General features: G+C 42.3%; 15 protein-coding genes. 6 read left to right on the plus strand and 9 right to left on the minus strand.

The genetic code is table 11. The features are described from left to right. Positions 1-19: 19 nt before the first annotated feature. Positions 20-1,174, minus strand: a complete 1,155-nt coding sequence (chrA, locus tag AC1HJP_RS12245; protein ID WP_480362068.1) for a chromate efflux transporter — start codon at positions 1,172-1,174, stop codon at positions 20-22. A gap of 83 nt (positions 1,175-1,257) precedes the next feature. Between chrA and AC1HJP_RS12250 the strand changes: the two genes are divergently transcribed. Beyond that, positions 1,258-2,232, plus strand: coding sequence for a LysR family transcriptional regulator (locus tag AC1HJP_RS12250; protein ID WP_480362069.1), 975 nt, complete (start codon positions 1,258-1,260; stop codon positions 2,230-2,232). A 40-nt stretch (positions 2,233-2,272) separates the two neighbouring features. Here AC1HJP_RS12250 and AC1HJP_RS12255 read toward each other — a convergent pair whose 3' ends face one another. After that, a complete protein-coding gene (locus AC1HJP_RS12255) occupies positions 2,273-2,992 on the minus strand; it encodes a tellurite resistance TerB family protein (RefSeq protein ID WP_480362070.1) in 720 nt (239 codons plus the stop codon). A gap of 79 nt (positions 2,993-3,071) precedes the next feature. Beyond that, positions 3,072-3,947, minus strand: coding sequence for a LysR family transcriptional regulator (locus AC1HJP_RS12260; RefSeq protein ID WP_480362071.1), 876 nt, complete (start codon positions 3,945-3,947; stop codon positions 3,072-3,074). Between the two features lie 92 nt (positions 3,948-4,039). On the opposite strand from AC1HJP_RS12260, the gene AC1HJP_RS12265 reads away from it, so the two are divergent. Then, a complete protein-coding gene (locus tag AC1HJP_RS12265) occupies positions 4,040-4,540 on the plus strand; it encodes a lactoylglutathione lyase family protein (protein WP_480362072.1) in 501 nt (166 codons plus the stop codon). Positions 4,541-4,621: 81 nt separating this feature from the next. Here the strand turns inward: AC1HJP_RS12265 and AC1HJP_RS12270 are convergent, their stop codons facing one another. Beyond that, entirely contained in the window at positions 4,622-5,023 is a 402-nt protein-coding gene (locus AC1HJP_RS12270; protein WP_480362073.1) for a disulfide bond formation protein B, read from the minus strand. 187 nt (positions 5,024-5,210) lie between these two features. Then, positions 5,211-6,599: an ATP-dependent RNA helicase DbpA gene (dbpA, locus tag AC1HJP_RS12275; RefSeq protein ID WP_480362074.1), complete on the minus strand. Its 1,389-nt coding sequence runs from the start codon at positions 6,597-6,599 to the stop codon at positions 5,211-5,213. A 127-nt stretch (positions 6,600-6,726) separates the two neighbouring features. Between dbpA and AC1HJP_RS12280 the strand changes: the two genes are divergently transcribed. Further along, positions 6,727-7,926, plus strand: coding sequence for an iron-containing alcohol dehydrogenase (locus AC1HJP_RS12280; RefSeq protein WP_480362075.1), 1,200 nt, complete (start codon positions 6,727-6,729; stop codon positions 7,924-7,926). A gap of 56 nt (positions 7,927-7,982) precedes the next feature. Here AC1HJP_RS12280 and AC1HJP_RS12285 read toward each other — a convergent pair whose 3' ends face one another. The 3 genes from AC1HJP_RS12285 to AC1HJP_RS12295 all read right to left on the minus strand — a co-directional run bounded on the left by AC1HJP_RS12285 (position 7,983) and on the right by AC1HJP_RS12295 (position 12,681). After that, the gene (locus AC1HJP_RS12285; protein WP_480362076.1) at positions 7,983-8,390 is read right to left on the minus strand and encodes an ExbD/TolR family protein; all 408 of its coding nucleotides are present in this window, start codon (positions 8,388-8,390) and stop codon (positions 7,983-7,985) included. Positions 8,391-8,584: 194 nt separating this feature from the next. Then, positions 8,585-11,470, minus strand: coding sequence for an insulinase family protein (locus AC1HJP_RS12290; RefSeq protein WP_480362077.1), 2,886 nt, complete (start codon positions 11,468-11,470; stop codon positions 8,585-8,587). 110 nt (positions 11,471-11,580) lie between these two features. Continuing rightward, entirely contained in the window at positions 11,581-12,681 is a 1,101-nt protein-coding gene (locus AC1HJP_RS12295) for a c-type cytochrome (RefSeq protein ID WP_480362078.1), read from the minus strand. A 239-nt stretch (positions 12,682-12,920) separates the two neighbouring features. Between AC1HJP_RS12295 and AC1HJP_RS12300 the strand changes: the two genes are divergently transcribed. Next, positions 12,921-13,166 carry a hypothetical protein gene (locus tag AC1HJP_RS12300; RefSeq protein WP_480362079.1) on the plus strand — a complete coding sequence of 82 codons (246 nt, stop codon included), beginning with the start codon at positions 12,921-12,923 and terminating at the stop codon, positions 13,164-13,166. 130 nt (positions 13,167-13,296) lie between these two features. Here the strand turns inward: AC1HJP_RS12300 and AC1HJP_RS12305 are convergent, their stop codons facing one another. Further along, the gene (locus AC1HJP_RS12305; RefSeq protein WP_480362132.1) at positions 13,297-13,683 is read right to left on the minus strand and encodes a VOC family protein; all 387 of its coding nucleotides are present in this window, start codon (positions 13,681-13,683) and stop codon (positions 13,297-13,299) included. Positions 13,684-14,198: 515 nt separating this feature from the next. Here AC1HJP_RS12305 and AC1HJP_RS12310 point away from each other — a divergent pair. Together AC1HJP_RS12310 and AC1HJP_RS12315 are read left to right on the plus strand one after the other, a co-directional pair. Further along, the gene (locus AC1HJP_RS12310) at positions 14,199-16,220 is read left to right on the plus strand and encodes a DUF1800 domain-containing protein (protein WP_480362080.1); all 2,022 of its coding nucleotides are present in this window, start codon (positions 14,199-14,201) and stop codon (positions 16,218-16,220) included. A gap of 10 nt (positions 16,221-16,230) precedes the next feature. Then, entirely contained in the window at positions 16,231-17,559 is a 1,329-nt protein-coding gene (locus AC1HJP_RS12315) for a DUF1501 domain-containing protein (protein ID WP_480362081.1), read from the plus strand. The last annotated feature ends 59 nt before the right edge of the window (positions 17,560-17,618 follow it).

The raw sequence follows: 17,618 nt of genomic DNA on the forward strand, positions 1-17,618 counted from the left end.
GTTATTTCTCAGCTTATTATCAAATAAAGCCAGTGGCAAAGCCCGCTAGCATAAAGAAAACAACCATCCAGATAATGGGCAGTTTTAGCTGTTTCATTAAGTAAAAGCCCACTAACACTAGGGCAATATCAAGTGGCTTTAGTATTGCACTAATAAATACAGGTTGATATAGCGCCGCAGCAAGTAGACCAACGACAGCAGCGTTAACACCCGTTAAAGCACCCGCAACCTTTGGCTTTTGCGCAAGCTGTTGCCAGTTCTTTAATACCGCTAATAATAATAAAAAGCCCGGAAGGAACACCGCCGCTGTGGCAATGAGCGCGCCTGCAATTGGGTTGCTTGGTAGTAGCTCATAGCCAATGTAAGTCGCGAAGGTGAACATAGGCCCAGGCACCGCTTGTGCGGCCGAGTAGCCGGTTAAAAATGTATCTTGGCTGAGCTGATCTCCGACGATATTTTGCAGTAGCGGTAGTACCACATGGCCGCCACCAAATACCAAGCTGCCCGCTTGATAAAAGTCATTAAACAAGCCTAATTCTGGCGCAAGGTGTGCTGCAAATGGTAACCCTAGCAATAAGCCGATAAATAAAATCAGCGGGACTAGACTCGGCTTGAAAGGAGTAGATTTCTCATCAGTTAAATTGCTCTGTTCTGATTGTAAAAACAGTGTGCCGACAATAGCAGCAAAAACCAATACGGCGATTTGCATCATGATACTTGGCATGACCAATAGCGCGATTGCTGTTATTAAACACAAGCTTACTGATAGCGTGTTTTTACAGAAGTTTTTATACATACCCCAAGCGGCATCGGCAACCACGACCACGGCCAGTAGTTTTAAGCCATGCACCACATTTTGAAAAGCACTGGTATCCATGACTTGGCTGGAAAGTAGAGCTAAGCCTATCATGATCAGAATAGATGGCAGGGTAAAACCTAAAAATGCCGCACACGCCCCTAACAGGCCGCCGCGTTTATAACCCAGTGCAAAGCCGACTTGGCTGGAGCCCGGGCCCGGTAAAAACTGACTGAGCGCAACGATTTGTGCATATTCATTATCATCAAGCCACTTCATCTTCTCGACAAAGGTTTTTCTAAAGTAGCCGATGTGAGCGGCTGGCCCGCCAAAGCTTATCCAGCCAAGCCAGAAAAAAGTTTTAAAAATAGAAAGCATACACAAGACGCAAAATATCAGGTTGTTATAAGTATGCCCATAGTGTAAAAATTCACTTAGCATGATTCAAATTAATAGTATTTATGCTAACTATGAATAATTTGGGATTTGATGGGCAAGAGAAACAAATGGACAAAGAAGAATTGCAGTGGCGACATATTGATTTAAATCTGCTGGTGGCATTTTCGTATCTGTACCGCCATCGTAGCGTCAGTATTGCCGCGGAGCATGCTTGTGTGAGCCAATCGGCAATGAGTCATAGTCTTGCTCGATTAAGGCAGCTTTTAGGTGATGCATTATTCGAAAGAAAAGGGCATCAAATGTGCCCAACCGAACGCGCTCATCAGATAGCCCCTAAAATCAGCGTGTTGCTCGACACAGTTTCTGGGCAGATTTTGCAAAGTGAGCCATTTTCCCCCAGCCATTATCAAGGAGTGTGTCGAATAGGGTTAACCGATTACGCCGAACTAATATTTGCGCCAGCGATTTATGATGCCATTCGAGCGCAAGCACCTCATGCTCAGATCAGCTTGATAAATGTGAATCGCAGTAATTATGAGCAAATCTCAGAACAAGAAAAACTCGACATCATTATCGGAAGTATGCCTCTTTTGGCTGATGGTTTTAGCAGTCAACATTTATATACTGAACAGCATGTGTGTTTGGCAGATTTATCAGCTTTAGACTCATCTATTTTCTCAGCCGATGGTCAATTAAGTTTGCAGTCATTTGCAAAAGTAGAGCATGCTTTAGTGAGTCCAGATGGCAAGCTGGCAACACAAATTGATAAAACTTTGGCTGAGCATGGTTTATCGCGACAAGTCACTGTGGCAAGTCGCAACTTTTTAACCGTTCAAACCTTGCTTAAAGGGCGCGCCTTGATAGCGATTGTGCCGAGGAAAATGGCAGTTTTGGCCACCGAGCAAGCAGGGTTGTCTATGTTAGAGCCGCCGATAGCAGTCGCTGATTTTGATATTGCGATGATCTGGCCTGAAGTGAAAAACCAAGATGATAAAAACCATTGGTTACGCAGTGTATTAGAAAAAGTTCTAGCTTAGTGCGAGAGGTTAAAAGCGAGCGAACTCGCTTTTATTTAAACTAGTATACAGTTAACTGATGATGGATAGATTGCACCAGCTCTCGAGGTAGACAAAGTTGATTGGCCAATGCCTCAAGGTATTGCCCTGAGATAGGCTGGTTTAAATCAATGGCGCTGACACTCGCGGCATAAACCTCAATGCCTGTTTGTGCATCAGGCACTGATTGCACTAATTCTGAGAGTGTCATTGGTTTTCTTAACTCATCAAATAACATGGCTTTTTCGTTAACGGTCAGCTCCATGGTTTCAACTTGCGCAAAGATTTTCTGGCGCTCAGTTTCATCAATATGACCATCAGCATAAGCCGCGGCTATCATGGCGCGCATAATAATTAGTTGGCCTGAGCCCGACTCATCCTCAACCACTTGTTCAAAGCTTTGTTCAGGCATATAAGCTGGCGTGAAGTCAAAAGTACGACCTTGCGGAGTATGCTCTTGGCGCGCTTGGTTATGGCTGCGCTTATTCATGGCGTTGTCGTAAGCGCGACTATCAGCTTGCTGTTGTGCAGCTTTATTTTGCTCTGAATATTCTTTATAAGCTTTCCAAGCAAGACCACCTACCGCAGCAATAGCTCCATATTTAACAGCTTTTTTCCCGGTCTTTTTACTTTTCTTACCGCTGACTAAGCTGGTTAAACCGCCGCCGGCGACGCCTCCTAAAAAGCCACTTAGTGCACCTGATTTGTTAAGACTACCTACGAGTTTTTGCAAGTCTTTCATACTTTGTCTCCTTCTCTTTATGTACCCAGATTAAGAGAAGCAATCTAAAATTAAAAGTCCATATTTGTTACAAAGCACGTCAGTTTTGCAGTAATGCTTTAATTTTGTCGTGCACGAATAATAACCGTTTGGCAATGTGCTTTTTGTTTTGATTAACGAGGTAAATGGGTTCCATACTTGGCTTAGCGAGTTCATGAATATGAATTTTTTCAGGTTCTGCAAAGCTTGCTACTGCACTTTTAGGTAGAACAGTAAAGCCAAGCCCCATGCTTACAGGGGTTAAGATCAAGCCAATTTGGTTTGAAAAACCACGCTCTTTAATATCCTGTATATGCGTGAATTCAGCAAAGTTCGCTTTGAGCAGTTGATTGGCATGGTGATGCCCATCAGGGTGGTTAATAAAACCAAGCTGTTTTAGAGTAACAAACGAGGGGTTTTTGACCTTTGCGGGAAGTACTAATTGCAGAGGTTCTTGAGCAATCTCTTCGAAGTTCAGTAGGCTTGAGTTTGCATGTTCGGTGACTAAACCAATATCGATGTCACCTTGCTGCAACGCCTTAATAATGCTGCTGTTTGGCGCAAACTGATAGTGAATGATGAGCTCAGGAAATTGTGTTTGCAGCGCTAATAATCTTGGGTAGAGGCGTAAACCTATACTGCCTGGTGACATAATCTTTACTACACCAACATGCTCTGAGTCTGTGGTTACTTTTTCTTTAAAGCCTTGCAAAGTGGCAACGACTGTCTTTGCTTCTTGATAGGTTTGCTCACCGGTTGGCGTAAGCACAAACCCTTTCTCTGTTTTTTGAATAAGCGGTTCGCCTAACAGGTCTTCGAGCTTTCTGAGATGTTGGCTGACTGCCGACTGAGTAATAAAAAGCTGTTCAGCGGTTTTAGTGAAGTGCTTGGTTTCGACGAGTGTGCAAAAGGTACGCAAGAAGATTGGGTTTATCATTAGTAAATCTACTTAAAAATATAAGAATTTATAATTTCAAATAATGGTAGCCGATTGCGTAGACTATTTCCTGTACTTTACAGGAGAACATTATGAGCGCAGTTTACCCAAGAACCTTTTCACATATTGGTATTTCTGTTCCAGATCTGGAGCAAGCCGTTAAGTTTTACACTGAGGTGTTAGGTTGGTATTTGATTATGGAACCAACCGAAATCACAGAAGATGACAGTGCCATTGGTGAAATGTGTACTGACGTATTTGGTGCTGGATGGGAGCGTTTTCGCATCGCGCATTTGTCTACAGGTGACCGCATTGGTGTGGAGCTTTTTGAGTTTAAAAACCAACAAAACCCTGAAGATAATTTTGAGTATTGGAAGACTGGGATTTTCCACTTCTGTGTGCAAGATCCTAATGTTGAAGAACTAGCTGAAAAAATCGTGGCTGCGGGTGGTAAAAAGCGAATGGAAAAACCGCGTTTCTATTATCCGGGTGAAAAGCCTTATCGCATGATTTATATGGAAGACCCGTTTGGCAATATATTAGAAATTTATAGCCATAGCTATGAACTGATCTATAGTGCCGGCGCTTATTAAATTATTAAGTTAACAAGCTAAACTATAAAAGGCTTCTCAGAGTATGAGAAGCCTTTTATCGAGACGGTGCAATGTAAACAGTTAGCTACTTGTTTTTTGAGTATGCAAAATAAGTGCAGTTAAACCAATGATGAAAAATAGCGCGCCACCTGAAAGTAAGAAAGGGTCGATAAAAATATTTTCATTGAAAGAGAATTTACCTGCTGAAATTTTCTTCCAGCCCATAAAATGCTGATTTGCCGCCACTACTGCACCAAAGAACCCCAATACTAACGCCAAATATTTCGTCAGAAAATGATGCACAAATGGCAAAATCATAATAATGCCAAGCAAACCGATAACAGTGCGTTGTGTTCGACAATATGGGCATACATACACGGCGCCCATTAATTCTACCGTCCAAGCAATGATGCTGACTGCTATGGCAAATAATCCCAACCAATGACGTTTGGCAATGATGTTTTCTAATGTGAGTTGATTCATAACACTCTGTTTATAATCTCATTCAAAAAAAGAGTGATAATATATCATATTTCTTTTAGGTCTAATTAATTCTTTTTGGTTATATGTGTTTTGCTAGATAAAGGGGGAAGGTAATAAATGAAGATTAAAAAGAACTGCTACGATTTTTGTGCATATCGTAGCAGTTTGATTGTTTTATACGCTTAAACTATCGATTGATTTTACGCACTCTGAAGTTGCGGCCTTTCATTTTACCTTCACCAATCACGTTTAAGGCCTTGCCTGCAACTTTTCGTTCAACAGCAACAAAAGAGGCCATGGCCGTCACTTTAATTTTACCGATTTGGCTGCCTTTAAGCGCATTATTCGCAGTTAAAGCACCTAAAATATCGCCCGGGCGTAGCTTGGCTTTTTTACCGCCATCAATTTGTAGTGTCACCATAGGTGCACGGGTAATCGGATTGTTAAACACGGCATCACTTGGCAGGTCACTCGGCTCAATGGTGATATCTAAATAATCTTCTAAGGCATTTACTTTATGAGACTCTTTATAGCTCATCAGTGAACATGCAATGCCCGTGTTACCAGCACGACCAGTTCGGCCAACTCGGTGCACGTGTACTTCAGGGTCATGGGCAATATGGTAGTTGATCACCATTTCAACATGGTCAACGTCAATACCGCGTGCAGCAACATCGGTGGCCACTAAAATGGTTAAGCTCTTATTGGCAAAGCGCACAAGCGTTCGGTCACGGTCTTTTTGTTCTAGGTCGCCATGAAGGGCGGCACTGTCAAACCCAAGTTGTTGTAATTCATCACATACCGCTTGGCACTCAGCTTTGGTGTTAGCGAATATCACCGCTGAGTTTGGTTGAAATTCAAGCAATAGCTTTTGTACTGCATCTAAGCGCACATCGTTATTGTCTACTTCATAGAAATACTGCATGATATTGCTGTGATCGTGGCTTGCTTCGACCGTCACTTTTTCTGGTGCAGTCATAACGTGCTTAGCCAGTTGCTCAATTTTAGGCGGGAATGTGGCACTGAACAGTAAGTTCTGACGTTGTGCAGGACAGTGCTCAATAATACATTCAATGGCGTCTTCAAAGCCCATTTCTAGCATGCGGTCGGCTTCATCTAGTACAAAGGTATTTACTTCGCTTAAGTCTAAACGACCTTTGCGTAAATGCTCTTCAATACGACCCGGTGTACCAACAACAATATGGGCGCCATGCTCAAGCGAACCAATTTGTGGGCCCATTGGCGCACCGCCGCAGAGAGTGAGTACTTTAATATTGTGAATAGCGCGCGCAAGTTTGCGAATTTCAACTGCAACTTGGTCGGCTAATTCGCGCGTTGGACATACGACCAGCGACTGCACACGAAAACGTTTTACATTGAGGTTATGCAATAAACCTAAAGAAAACGCGGCTGTTTTACCTGAGCCTGTTTTGCCCTGACCAATCACATCTTTGCCTGCTAAAATTAACGGCAGTGTTTGCGCTTGAATGTCTGTCATGTGTTGATAACCCAATGATTCTAGGTTGTCTAACAAATCGCGTGAAAGGGATGTTTGAGAAAATAGCTGTTGCGTCAAGGTCAGGCTCTTTGAATTACTAAAATTGATTGGCGAGAGTATAGCATGGCTTGAGACTCAGGCTTAGCTAGTTTATTGTTGAGTAATTAATCTATTTAAGTCATATTTTTTACAAGGGAGTTTTGTTATGCGTGCTGCAATTAATAAATGGGGGATTAAGTTTCTAGCGGGGGCTTTTCCTGCTAACAAACCCACCTTGATAACGGGCAGTGGCGCGATGCTTAAACTGGCTAAGCTAATGATGAACAGCGGTGTACAGCGACCTTTGATCATTGCCGATGGCTTTATGACGCAAAGCGGTAAACTGTCTGCATTAACGCAGCTTTTAAAAGATGCCAATTGTCAATTTACCGTCTTTGATGAAGTTGTGCCTAATCCGACCATGCTAGAAGTTGAAAACAGCATAACTTTGGCTCAGAGTATTCAGGCTGATGGTATCTTTGTCGTCGGCGGAGGCTCTGCGATTGATATTGCCAAAGTGGTTGCTGCGGCGCTTACCAATGGCAACAAACCTAAAAAACTCATTGGCATGATGCGCGTAAGAAACAAGCCACTCCCTATGTTTGCGGTGCCAACTACGTCAGGTACTGGCTCTGAAGTAACGGTTGCTGCGGTGATCTCCGACCCAGTATCCCATCAAAAAGCGTTCTTCTTAGACCCAGATTTTGTGCCACTCGCGGCAGGTCTCGACACTGATTTACTCGCTTCATTACCGCCTGCGATCACCGCTTATACCGGTATGGATGCACTGACTCATGCCATTGAAGCTTATATTGCGCGGGTACATTTTAATGATGCACAAAGTGATGCATTAACTGCAATTCGTTTATTGCTCGAGTATTTACCTCGTGCTTATAAAAACGGTGCGGATTTAGAAGCGCGGGAAATGGTTGCGCTTGCCTCGTTTATGGCAGGTTATGCGTTTAGTAAACAAGGATTAGGCTATGTGCATGCCATCTCTCATCAGCTCAGTGCGCATTACAATACACCCCATGGTTTAGCCAATGCCGTGGTGTTACCGAGGGTATTAAGATTCAATAAACCACATTGTTTAAAGCAATTGGCCGAAATAGAAAGCGCAATTTCAGGGGAGGGCTCAGAGCAGCAGTTAGCGCACAATTTTATTAAGCGTATCGATCAATTGTCTGATGAACTACAAATAGAAAAGTCTCTGGATAGCCTGCTAGAAAAAGACTTTTTCAAGATAGCAAAACAGGCACTACGCGAGGCGAATGACTCTTACTCTGTGCCTAAAGCGATGAAACTTAATCAAGTAATTCGAATACTAGATGCGGTAAAAGCGGGTGAGCGAGAAGTCGCGTTTTAATAAGTGCAGAGGTGGGGGCTGTTTAGGCCCCTATGTTCTAATTATGAAACTTTTTACTAGTTCGCTAACACTTCACCCAGTGCCACTGGCGCTGAGGTTTGCTCTTTTATCGCATTTAAAACAGCGACCAGCGTATTGTGTTGGCTGTTTTCATGGGCTCTAACACTGATTGCGGTGATGTCTGCATTGGCAGCGAGTTTGGCGATATTTACATTAATTGCATCAATTTCAACTTGGCGATTATTTAAATACACCTTGTTGTTGGCATCTATGGTGAACTGTGGAGTCACTTTAGGTGTGATAGACAATGTTGGTGAGTTGTTTCGTTCGATGTCTAATACAGCTTCTTTGTTAAAGCTGGCGGTTACAATAAAAAAGATTAATAAGATGAAAACAATGTCTAGCATTGGATTCATGTCTACGCTGAGGTTTTCTTGCATGTGTGCTTTGGCTGTTTTTATCATTTTATTATCTCCATGTTGTTTCAATATTCAGCCTAGACCATGCTTGTAACCATGCCTTTAACTCCTTGTTAATATTTACAACCTTTCACAAAAAGTGAGGTTGCTTCTACCAAGAAATAAAAAAGGGTTAACCGTTAGGTTAACCCTTGAGGGCATATGAGTAGGAGCAAGCCCTGATGGGCTTACAATTACTTTTAAAGTTGGTAACTGACCTTGCCAGTAAGCTCAGCGATGTCAGTGATCTTCGTTTGACCTTTAATCTCAGCAAACGGCTTGTCTTGGTAGTTTGCACCACGCAGTTGTACGTTGATACGAGACGCTTTTGGATTAGCTAACGTTTCGTTGTAGAACTGCTTGATATCAGCCAGTTTCACGTTCTGAACTTCGGTGATCATTTGTTGCTTAGAATCGTAATTCCAGTTCTCTTTATACCAATCAGAGAAGATAGGAGAGACTTCTTCATACATATTCTTAGGTGCTTGCGTCAGGCCTACTAGTACGCCTTGCTTAATTGCTGCAAATTGCTCAGGTGTCAGTGCATCTAGCTTGGCTTTGTACTCTATCTTGAAGTCATCAAAACGTTTTTGCGCTTGCACTAGGTCCATGACAGGTGATTGGATATATAGACCAATACTTGCATAGTCATCAACTGGGTAGTAGAACGCACCTACGGCGTAAGCTAGTTGCTCTTCAGTTCTTAATTGGTTAAACGCCTCATGGCTGAAGTGCTTAGCCAATACGTTCGCTATGGCTTTTTGTTTGAAGCCAGCTTTACGATGAACATGAATATCTAATAAGCCATTATCAGCAGCTGCGGTATCTTTTTGATAGCTCAAAACCTGTTGCGGTAATGGTGCAATGGTTTTGGTTTTTGCAAAGCTTGTTTGCGTGTGGTTGCTACCAAGTGTTTTGCCGATAACCTCTGCAACGTTTTCTAAATCATCTTGATTGTAGTTACCAAATGCAAATACACGTGGTTGGTTTGCCTTCACCAGCTTTTCTAAGCGTGCTTTGAAAGTCGCTACATCTAACTTTTCTGCTGCTGCGATTAACGCGTCATCTTCAAAGTTATTGGCTTCAGTTAAATTCTGAAGGGCAGGGAACAACTGACGAACAGTAAATTGCTTTTGTGCGTTATTGATACCACGAATAAGGCGATCTTTGGCTTGGGCAAAGTTCGTCTCCGTCACCTCAGGAATGAGGTCAGACAGCATTTCAGCAAGCAGCAAGTTTTGCTTATCAGTGAAACCGTTCAATAACAGACTCATACCGTTACTCGTTGTTGCACGCGTACTGATACCCGCAACACTTGCTTCAGCTTGTAATAAGCTTTGCTGTAGGTTGTATAGATCTGACCAAAGTGCGAGAGACACTTGGGTTTCGATATCTGCATTTGCTTCGCCGGCATTTAGGTCAATTTTTAAAATACCTTTTGGTTGCTCTGCAAATAATTGACTTGGGTAGTGCCACACTTTCACGCCGTCTTTTTCAACTTTAAGCTCAGCGGTCGATTGCTTCATACCCGCTGTTTTTAGGTCGAAGTTTTCAGGTAATAGACGATTTACTTTTGGTAGTGCTAATGCCACCTGAGTTGGTTTTTTCCAAGTTGCAATTTCGCTCTCAGCAATGTCTTCGATGCGGTATTCACCCGCATAGAAATGCTGTTTCTGATCGACTTTCTCGTTTTTGCTGGTATACCAAATACGCAGTGTGTCAGGGGTTAACTGTGATAAAACGTCATCAACCGCTTTGGCATTGAATTGACCAAAATAGTATGGCGCGTTGATGCTGTAATTCAGCGGGTAATCTTGCATGCTGTTAACTAACTGAGCGGCATAACTGAATTCGTCGACTTTTTGTAAGAATCGGAACTCGTTATCAAGCGAAGTTTTGATTTCTTTGTAATATTTCTCATCAACCCCTTTTTCTTTAACTAGGTCGATGTACTGCATGATGATGGCAACGATTTCGTCACGGTTCTGCATACCTAAATCAGTCAGGTTTAGGGTAATAGACATTTCACCGTAGTTACCATAATGATTTGGTGTACCGCCAGCATTCAATGAACTGATCCAGCCTAATGCTTTTAGCTGCTGCGCTGGTGTGCCAGGCATTTCAGAGCCAAGTAAGTAAGACACAAATGCATTTGGTTTGAACTTAAACTGGTCTTGATTGTTTTTAATGGTGAAATCAAGTTTTAGTTGCTTTAAGTCTTGGTTAGGCTTGTAGTAAATTTTCTTACCGCCTAACTCTGCAAAGTTAATTTCTTGCTTAACCTGCGGCTTCTCGATGCCTTTATCTTTAATCGGTGAAAAGTGTTTCTTCGCTAACTTTTCCATTTCATCTAGTGAAGCATTGCTGATCAGCGCCACTTTCATGATGTTCGCAGAGTAGTACTTGTTGTAAAACTCAACGGTTTCTTTGTGAAGGTTGCTGTTTTCTTTATCGCCTAATGTTTCTAGGTTACCGATTAAGAAGCGGTTAGCTGGGTGCTCACCCATCATATCGCGTGATAATTTGAACTGACCGAAAAAGTCCATTTCGCGGCGCATTGACCACTCAGCGTTAACGGCGTTGATTTCTTTTTCTGTGTATTCAGGGTAAAGCTTTGGTGACTTAAAGAAATCAGAGAAACGATCAAGCGCTTCGTCATAAGCGTCATTGTTCACTTTGAACATATAGTTTGTGTAAGTTAACCAAGTTGATGCGTTAGAAACACCGCCATTTTCGGTTAAGAATTCTTTGTACTGGTTTGTTTCAGGATACTTATCTGTGCCTAAGAAAAGTAAGTGCTCAAGATAGTGCGCCATACCTTGTTGCGTCATTGGATCTTGTAAAAGACCGACACCGACGTTTAATGCCGCTGCAGATTTCTCAGTTGAAGGGTCAGACACCAAAATGACTTCAATGTTATTTTCTAACTTTAAAGTTCTGTAGCCGCGTTGATCATTCGGGCTAACAGCAAGCTTATCAAGTGGTGCAAGCGCGTTCGTTGCACTTGCTTGTGTGTTGTTATTTGATGTTTGTGAACAAGCTGCAAGTGCTAATGCCAGTGCACTAATCGTAAATGCTTTTTTCATAGGTGTCGTCCTTTGAAATTTATCAGTTTTGAATATTTAGTTTACGCCTTTGGAATAAGTTAATCACTCAAATCTAATGGCGTTTTGTAAAGTGATGTAACAATCAAAATTTAATCATTTACGCCGCTAATATCACCTCTTCTTACTGGGTAGCCCAAGTGCATCCAGCCGAAAATACCTTCCCACAATACGGCTGTGCGAGTGTAACCCCTAGCACGGAGGCGATTGATGGTGTGATCTGCAGCGGCGCGAGGGCAAGAGCAATAGGCGACTATTTGTACGTCTTTAGGAATTCCAGCAACGGTCTCATCTAAATCAGCATAATAGGGAAAGGGGATAGCACCTTCTATGTGTGCTGTTTGCCAGACTGAAGTTACCCGAGTGTCTAGCAATACCATGCGTTTTTTTGAATTGAGTGCTTCATTGAGATCTTTTGAAAGTACATACATGCCATCTTTCAAATCAAAGTTAGGGTCTTCTCCCGCTTTGTTAACAATATAATCTTTAGGCTCTGGTAGAGCTCTAAGGACTGGTTTTTCTTCGACCAGCCCCATTGATTTGCTGCGTAAAAATGCGGTGATATTATTAATGTCAGCGGGTGATAGCTTATTTTTGAATGCTTGCATTGGCGTGTCTTGTCGACCTTCTTGAATGGCATAGCGAATAAACTCATCGGTATTATGGGCAAGGGCTGACTGATTCATCAGTGCAGGTGCAGTAATGCCTTCACCTTGTTTACCATGACAGCTTGCGCATTCTTTTTGGTAAACAGTTTCACCACGTTTTATATCGCCCTGTACTGGGTTGGTTGAAAATTTAAGCCTGTCGTATCCTGCCTGCTCAAAAAGCCAATAAGTTAAATCCCAGGTTTCAGCAAGTGTCATAGGGCCGCCTACTTCATCTAGATAGCCGCCCATCGCTGTGCCTTCTCGGCCATATTGCATAGGCCTCAATATCTGATGTGCCACGCCTGATTCCATCAGGCTTTTGCTGCGAAGCGATGGGGCATGATCGTTCTTATGACCTTCGCGGTTTTCACCATGGCACAGCGCGCAGTATTTTTGATAGTTATTAGCTGCAACGCGAGCTTGCTCTGTCGTGAGTTTACGCGGTGGCGCGCGTCGCTCCCTTTCTTTCGAGTAAGCAATACTCGTATGAAAAAGCAAAACGATAAAGCTGCTTGTCAGCAGTCCGAAAGATAGTTTAGACATAACCAACCTTGGATGAAATGACGGTTAAATGAGCATAAAGGGTGGTGATGTTGTTTTCTAGCGAAATACAAATCTGGTAACAATTTAGTCTGATGACAGAGGGGAATTTTTGATATTCAAATAGTAGTAATACCAATCCTCAAAATAGATAGCCTAATTAAGAGGATCGGTATAATAATTTTTGGCGACTTGGAGATTTCCAACTATACTCTTTATATTCATGAACGTAGGGTACAGATATGAAATTAATTAGCACGTTAGCAGTCCTTTCTTTTTGTGGTTTTTTACTAACAGCATGTTCTAAGGCTGAGTCTGTCCCAAAGAGTGAGTGCGATAAAGTTGTCGCCCATGCTAAATCAGTTTTAAAAGAAAATGCACCAAGTAAATCTGATATGTTGAAGCAATGTAAGGCTGCATCGGATGAAGCGAGAGGGTGTGTTATGGCAGCAGATAAGCCGATGAAGTTACTTAAGTGCGATTTTTGATTTGAAGCATATTCACGCTTAAAAATAACTGCCCAGGACCACCTAGCAAGTTGTCTCGCTAGGTGGTTTTTTCTTTATGGGGTGTTGGAAGCTTTTGACTTTATAAACTCATTACCAAGGTAAATAAGCCCTAGTGATAAGCCTCAGAGCGTTCTATCACTTCAATTTCATAGCCATCAGGATCGGCAATAAAAAAGAACTTAGCGACGAGTTCATCATCATTATAAAAAGACTTAATGGGGCGAGGTTGGTAACCTAGTTTTACCGCTTTTTCATGCAGCGCTTCTATATTTTGTGCGCTAAATGCCAGATGCCCATAACCATCACCAAGAATGTATGGCTTGGTTTTATCATGATTAACGGTAAGCTCTAGCTCAAAATCACTTTCATGATTACCTAAATAATGTAGGTCAAAACCGTTAAAGTTTAAGGTACGCTTTATCTCTAAGTTGAGTATATCTTGGTAAAATTGCGTCGACTTTTTTACATCCAAAACTCGGATCATACTGTGGATCATTTTTGCCACGTTTAAAATACCTATCTATTGTGTGAACTCTTCTATTTTGTGCAGCAAGATTTATTTGAAACAACATAACGTTAATTAAGTATTCAAAAAGAAGTTACTAAAGTTCATGCTTGGCAGTAATTAGAGCGTTTAGCGAATGATGAAGACCAGCCGGCTGTCGAATTTATTTCAATCTACTACTAAGCGATGACTAAACCCTCTGGTAGTGAGAAAAACCTTACTTTAATCTGGAGAGTTACTTGTCTCATTGATGCGTTGAATAATAAATAAAGCTGGGTGGCATTGGGTAGTAACCAAATACTACATGCAAATTAAATTTATTTGTTTGGTCTAATTAACCTATTGTTCAGGTTAAAGTCCCTATTTTTAAAGTGGGAACAAAAAGCACTTACTTACTTGTTCAGGTATGACCAGAAACTTGAATAAAAGTCATACAAAATAATTGCGTAAAATTAAATTTCTAATGCTAAAGTTTTGCTGTTTTTAATCAGTACTAAGGCATAAAGATGAGTAAGCGCATAGCAATTGCTATCCTTACGAGCTGTTTCTTAGTTGCATGCGGCGGTGGCAATGAAGCAAACACGAGTAAGGATACACCCGTATCAGATAATCCCACAACAACACCGGTTAATGGTGGCACGGATGGGTCAGATAATAATAATGGAAATAATGGCGGCAATGACAATAGTGGCAGTGATAATGGCGATAATTCAGCGTCAGAGAATAAAACCCCTGTCATAAAGCTAACCTCTCCGACAGAAGTTAGCCATGGTCAGCAAGTCGAGATAAAAGCCAATGCCAGTGATGCAGACGGTGATACGCTTAGCTATAAATGGCAACAATTAGCTGGGCAGACTGTGACATTATCAGCCCAAGCCGAGATCTCTTTCGAAATTCCTCAGCCTATTAACGGCTTTGACGAAACGTATCGTTTTTTATTAACGGTGACCGATGAGCATGGTGCACAGGCAAGTCAAGAATTTGCATTTACTGCTAAAACAGTCATGGGTAGAGAGCAAGCTGCTCGTTTGCTGCATCAGGCTGGAGTTGGGCCAAGATATGAAGAAATCTTAGCCGCGGAGGGCATGAGTGCTCAGCAGTGGATTGAAGCACAAGTGCAGTTGCCAATAACCTACCATGTTGATTATTTGGAAAACTATCCAAACCGCGATTATCCAATTCAAATTAATCGCATTGATGCCTGGTGGAAAGGCACAATCAATGCGCCAGATCAGCTTAGACAGCGTGTGGCATATGCCATGAGTCAAATCTTTGTGGTGTCTGATTACAATAATTCGTTAGCCAATCAACCTAAGGGTATGGTGAGTTACTACGATATGTTGCAGACACATGCATTTGGTAACTTTAGAGACTTACTCGAAACCATTACCTTATCGCCCATGATGGGCATTTATCTAGATCATCTCAATAATGAGAAGGCCGATGAAGAGCGCAACATTCGACCCGACGAAAACTATGCCCGTGAGTTACTGCAGTTATTTAGTTTGGGTTTGAATGAGCTAGAACTCAATGGTACGGCCAAAAAAGATGAAAATGGATTGCCTATTCCAGCTTATACCCAAGAGCATATAGAAGGGTTCGCGAAAGTATTTACGGGTTGGACATTTGGTGCCAGTGAGTTTTGGAACCGCCCAAGTAACAACCACTCAATACCCATGAGCCCATTCGAAGAATATCATTCGACTGCAGCAAAGCATTTGCTCAATGGCGTAGTGATCCCTGAGAATACAGGGCCAGAGGAATCGTTAAAAATCGCCCTTGATACCATTTTTGAACACCCAAATGTTGCGCCCTATATTAGTAAGCAACTGATCTTAAAATTAATCACATCAAATCCAAGTCCTGGTTATGTTGAGCGTGTCGCCAAAGTGTTTAACGACAATGGTGAAGGCGTAAAAGGTGATTTAGCAGCAGTCGTAAAAGCCATCTATTTAGATGCAGAAGCAAGACAGTTTGGCGCGCCACTTGAGTACTTTGGCAAAGTGAAAGAGCCGTTATTAAAACAGGTACATTTATGGCGTGTATTCGATGCGAAAGCACTTAACAATTTTTATTTTACGGGCAATTTACCCTTGATGTTTGGTCAAGGACCGCTGCAATCAACATCGGTATTCAACTTTTATCAACCGGATCACCAACCGCAAGAGCTGTCGGGATCAGAGTTGCTCGCACCTGAGTTACAAATCGCCAATGACGCATATGTCATCAATACCTTGAACAGCCATTTTGATGAATTTAGCAGCCGTGTCGCAGAGCGCTATGATAGCTTGTATGAAAACCGCATCTACTTATATATGTCAGAAGACATGGCGTTATTGGCAAACTATGGTTTGAATGCGGTGATAGATAAATACGACACCTTGTTTTTTGCAGGCTCAATGTCAGAAGAAATGCGCCAAGCGATTTACGATATGGACGCTTACTTCTCTTCGAGTGAAAGCCACTTAAGGCTTTCTTACATTATCTTTTTAATCACTGTCTCAGCTGAATACAGCTTGCAGCAATAGGAGCAATATCATGGATAGAAGAAAGTTTTTAGGCATGTGTTTAAAAGGCGGTGTATCAATGGCCGCCTTAACACAGCTGCAACTGCAAGCATTTCAAGGTTCAACTGCGATTGATGACGGTGATTACAAAGCGCTGGTCTGTGTATTTTTATCGGGGGGAAATGACTCGCTAAATATGTTGGTGCCGCTGGAAGGTGAAGCGCGTAGTTTATATGAATCAAGTCGACAAAATTTAGCGATTGCTAATCCGCTGGCTTTAGCGCCAGAGACTTCGCAAGAGGGGGGCGTAGGTTTGCATAATTCTCTGGCTCCATTACAAAACTTATTTGCTGAAAAGCAATTGGCTTTTGTGACTGGGGTTGGCAGTCTTATCGCGCCTACAACGCAGCAGGACGTGATCAATAAATCAGTGCCGTTACCTTTGCATTTATTCTCACACAACAAACAGCAAGCGACCTGGATGTATGGTAAAGAGCAAAGTTCAATTAATACTGGCTGGGGGGCTCGATTATTAGAGCGCCTTGAGCAAGCGGAGCAATTTGGTGGCAATATTTCACTCTCGGGTATGAATCACTGGCAAACCAGTGTAAATAGCATGCCATTTAGTTTGAGCACTAATGGTATAAGTCAGATCAATGCCTTAAGTGGTCGTCAGGAGCGCAATGAGCATGTTAGCAGTTTATTTAACCGAGTTTTAACCGGGCAGAAAAACCCACTAGGTCAAGCTTATGGTGCTCGCGTGAAAGCCTCGATAGACAAAACATCAGCGATGAACCTGGCGTTACAAGAGTCTGATCCGATTGATGGGGTATTTTCAGGCAGTGTGTTGTCGAGGCGATTGCGCACAATCGCACGCACCATTTCGATCCAATCTCAACTAGGCTGTAAGCGCCAAGTGTTTTATGTTTCTATGGGTGGCTTTGACACCCATGGTAATCAAAACCGCAGTCATGCCTCATTACTAGGCCAATTATCTCAGTCACTGTCTGAGTTTAACCAAGCCATGACTTATTTGAATCAGCAAAATAATGTCACTACGTTTACCATGAGTGAATTTGGTCGAACCTTAACGTCAAATGGTAATGGTACAGATCACGGTTGGGCTGGAAACCATATTGTCATGGGGGGCGCGGTGAACGGTGGTGATTTGTACGGCAAGTTACTGACTCAACACCTTAATGGACCGAGAGATACGCGCGGTGGCCGGCTTATTCCCGAAGTCGCTAATGAACAATATTTTGCAACCTTAGCAAGATGGTTTGGCGTGCCTGACTCTGAGCTGGTCGATATCTTCCCGAACTTGGCTAATTTCAATCAGCATACACTCGGGTTTATCTAATTTCTTTTATCGTTAAATTTCAAAGCCACAGTCGAGATGAGTGTGGCTTTTTGTTTTTG

This window comes from Pseudoalteromonas sp. NFXS53, from assembly GCF_056629255.1.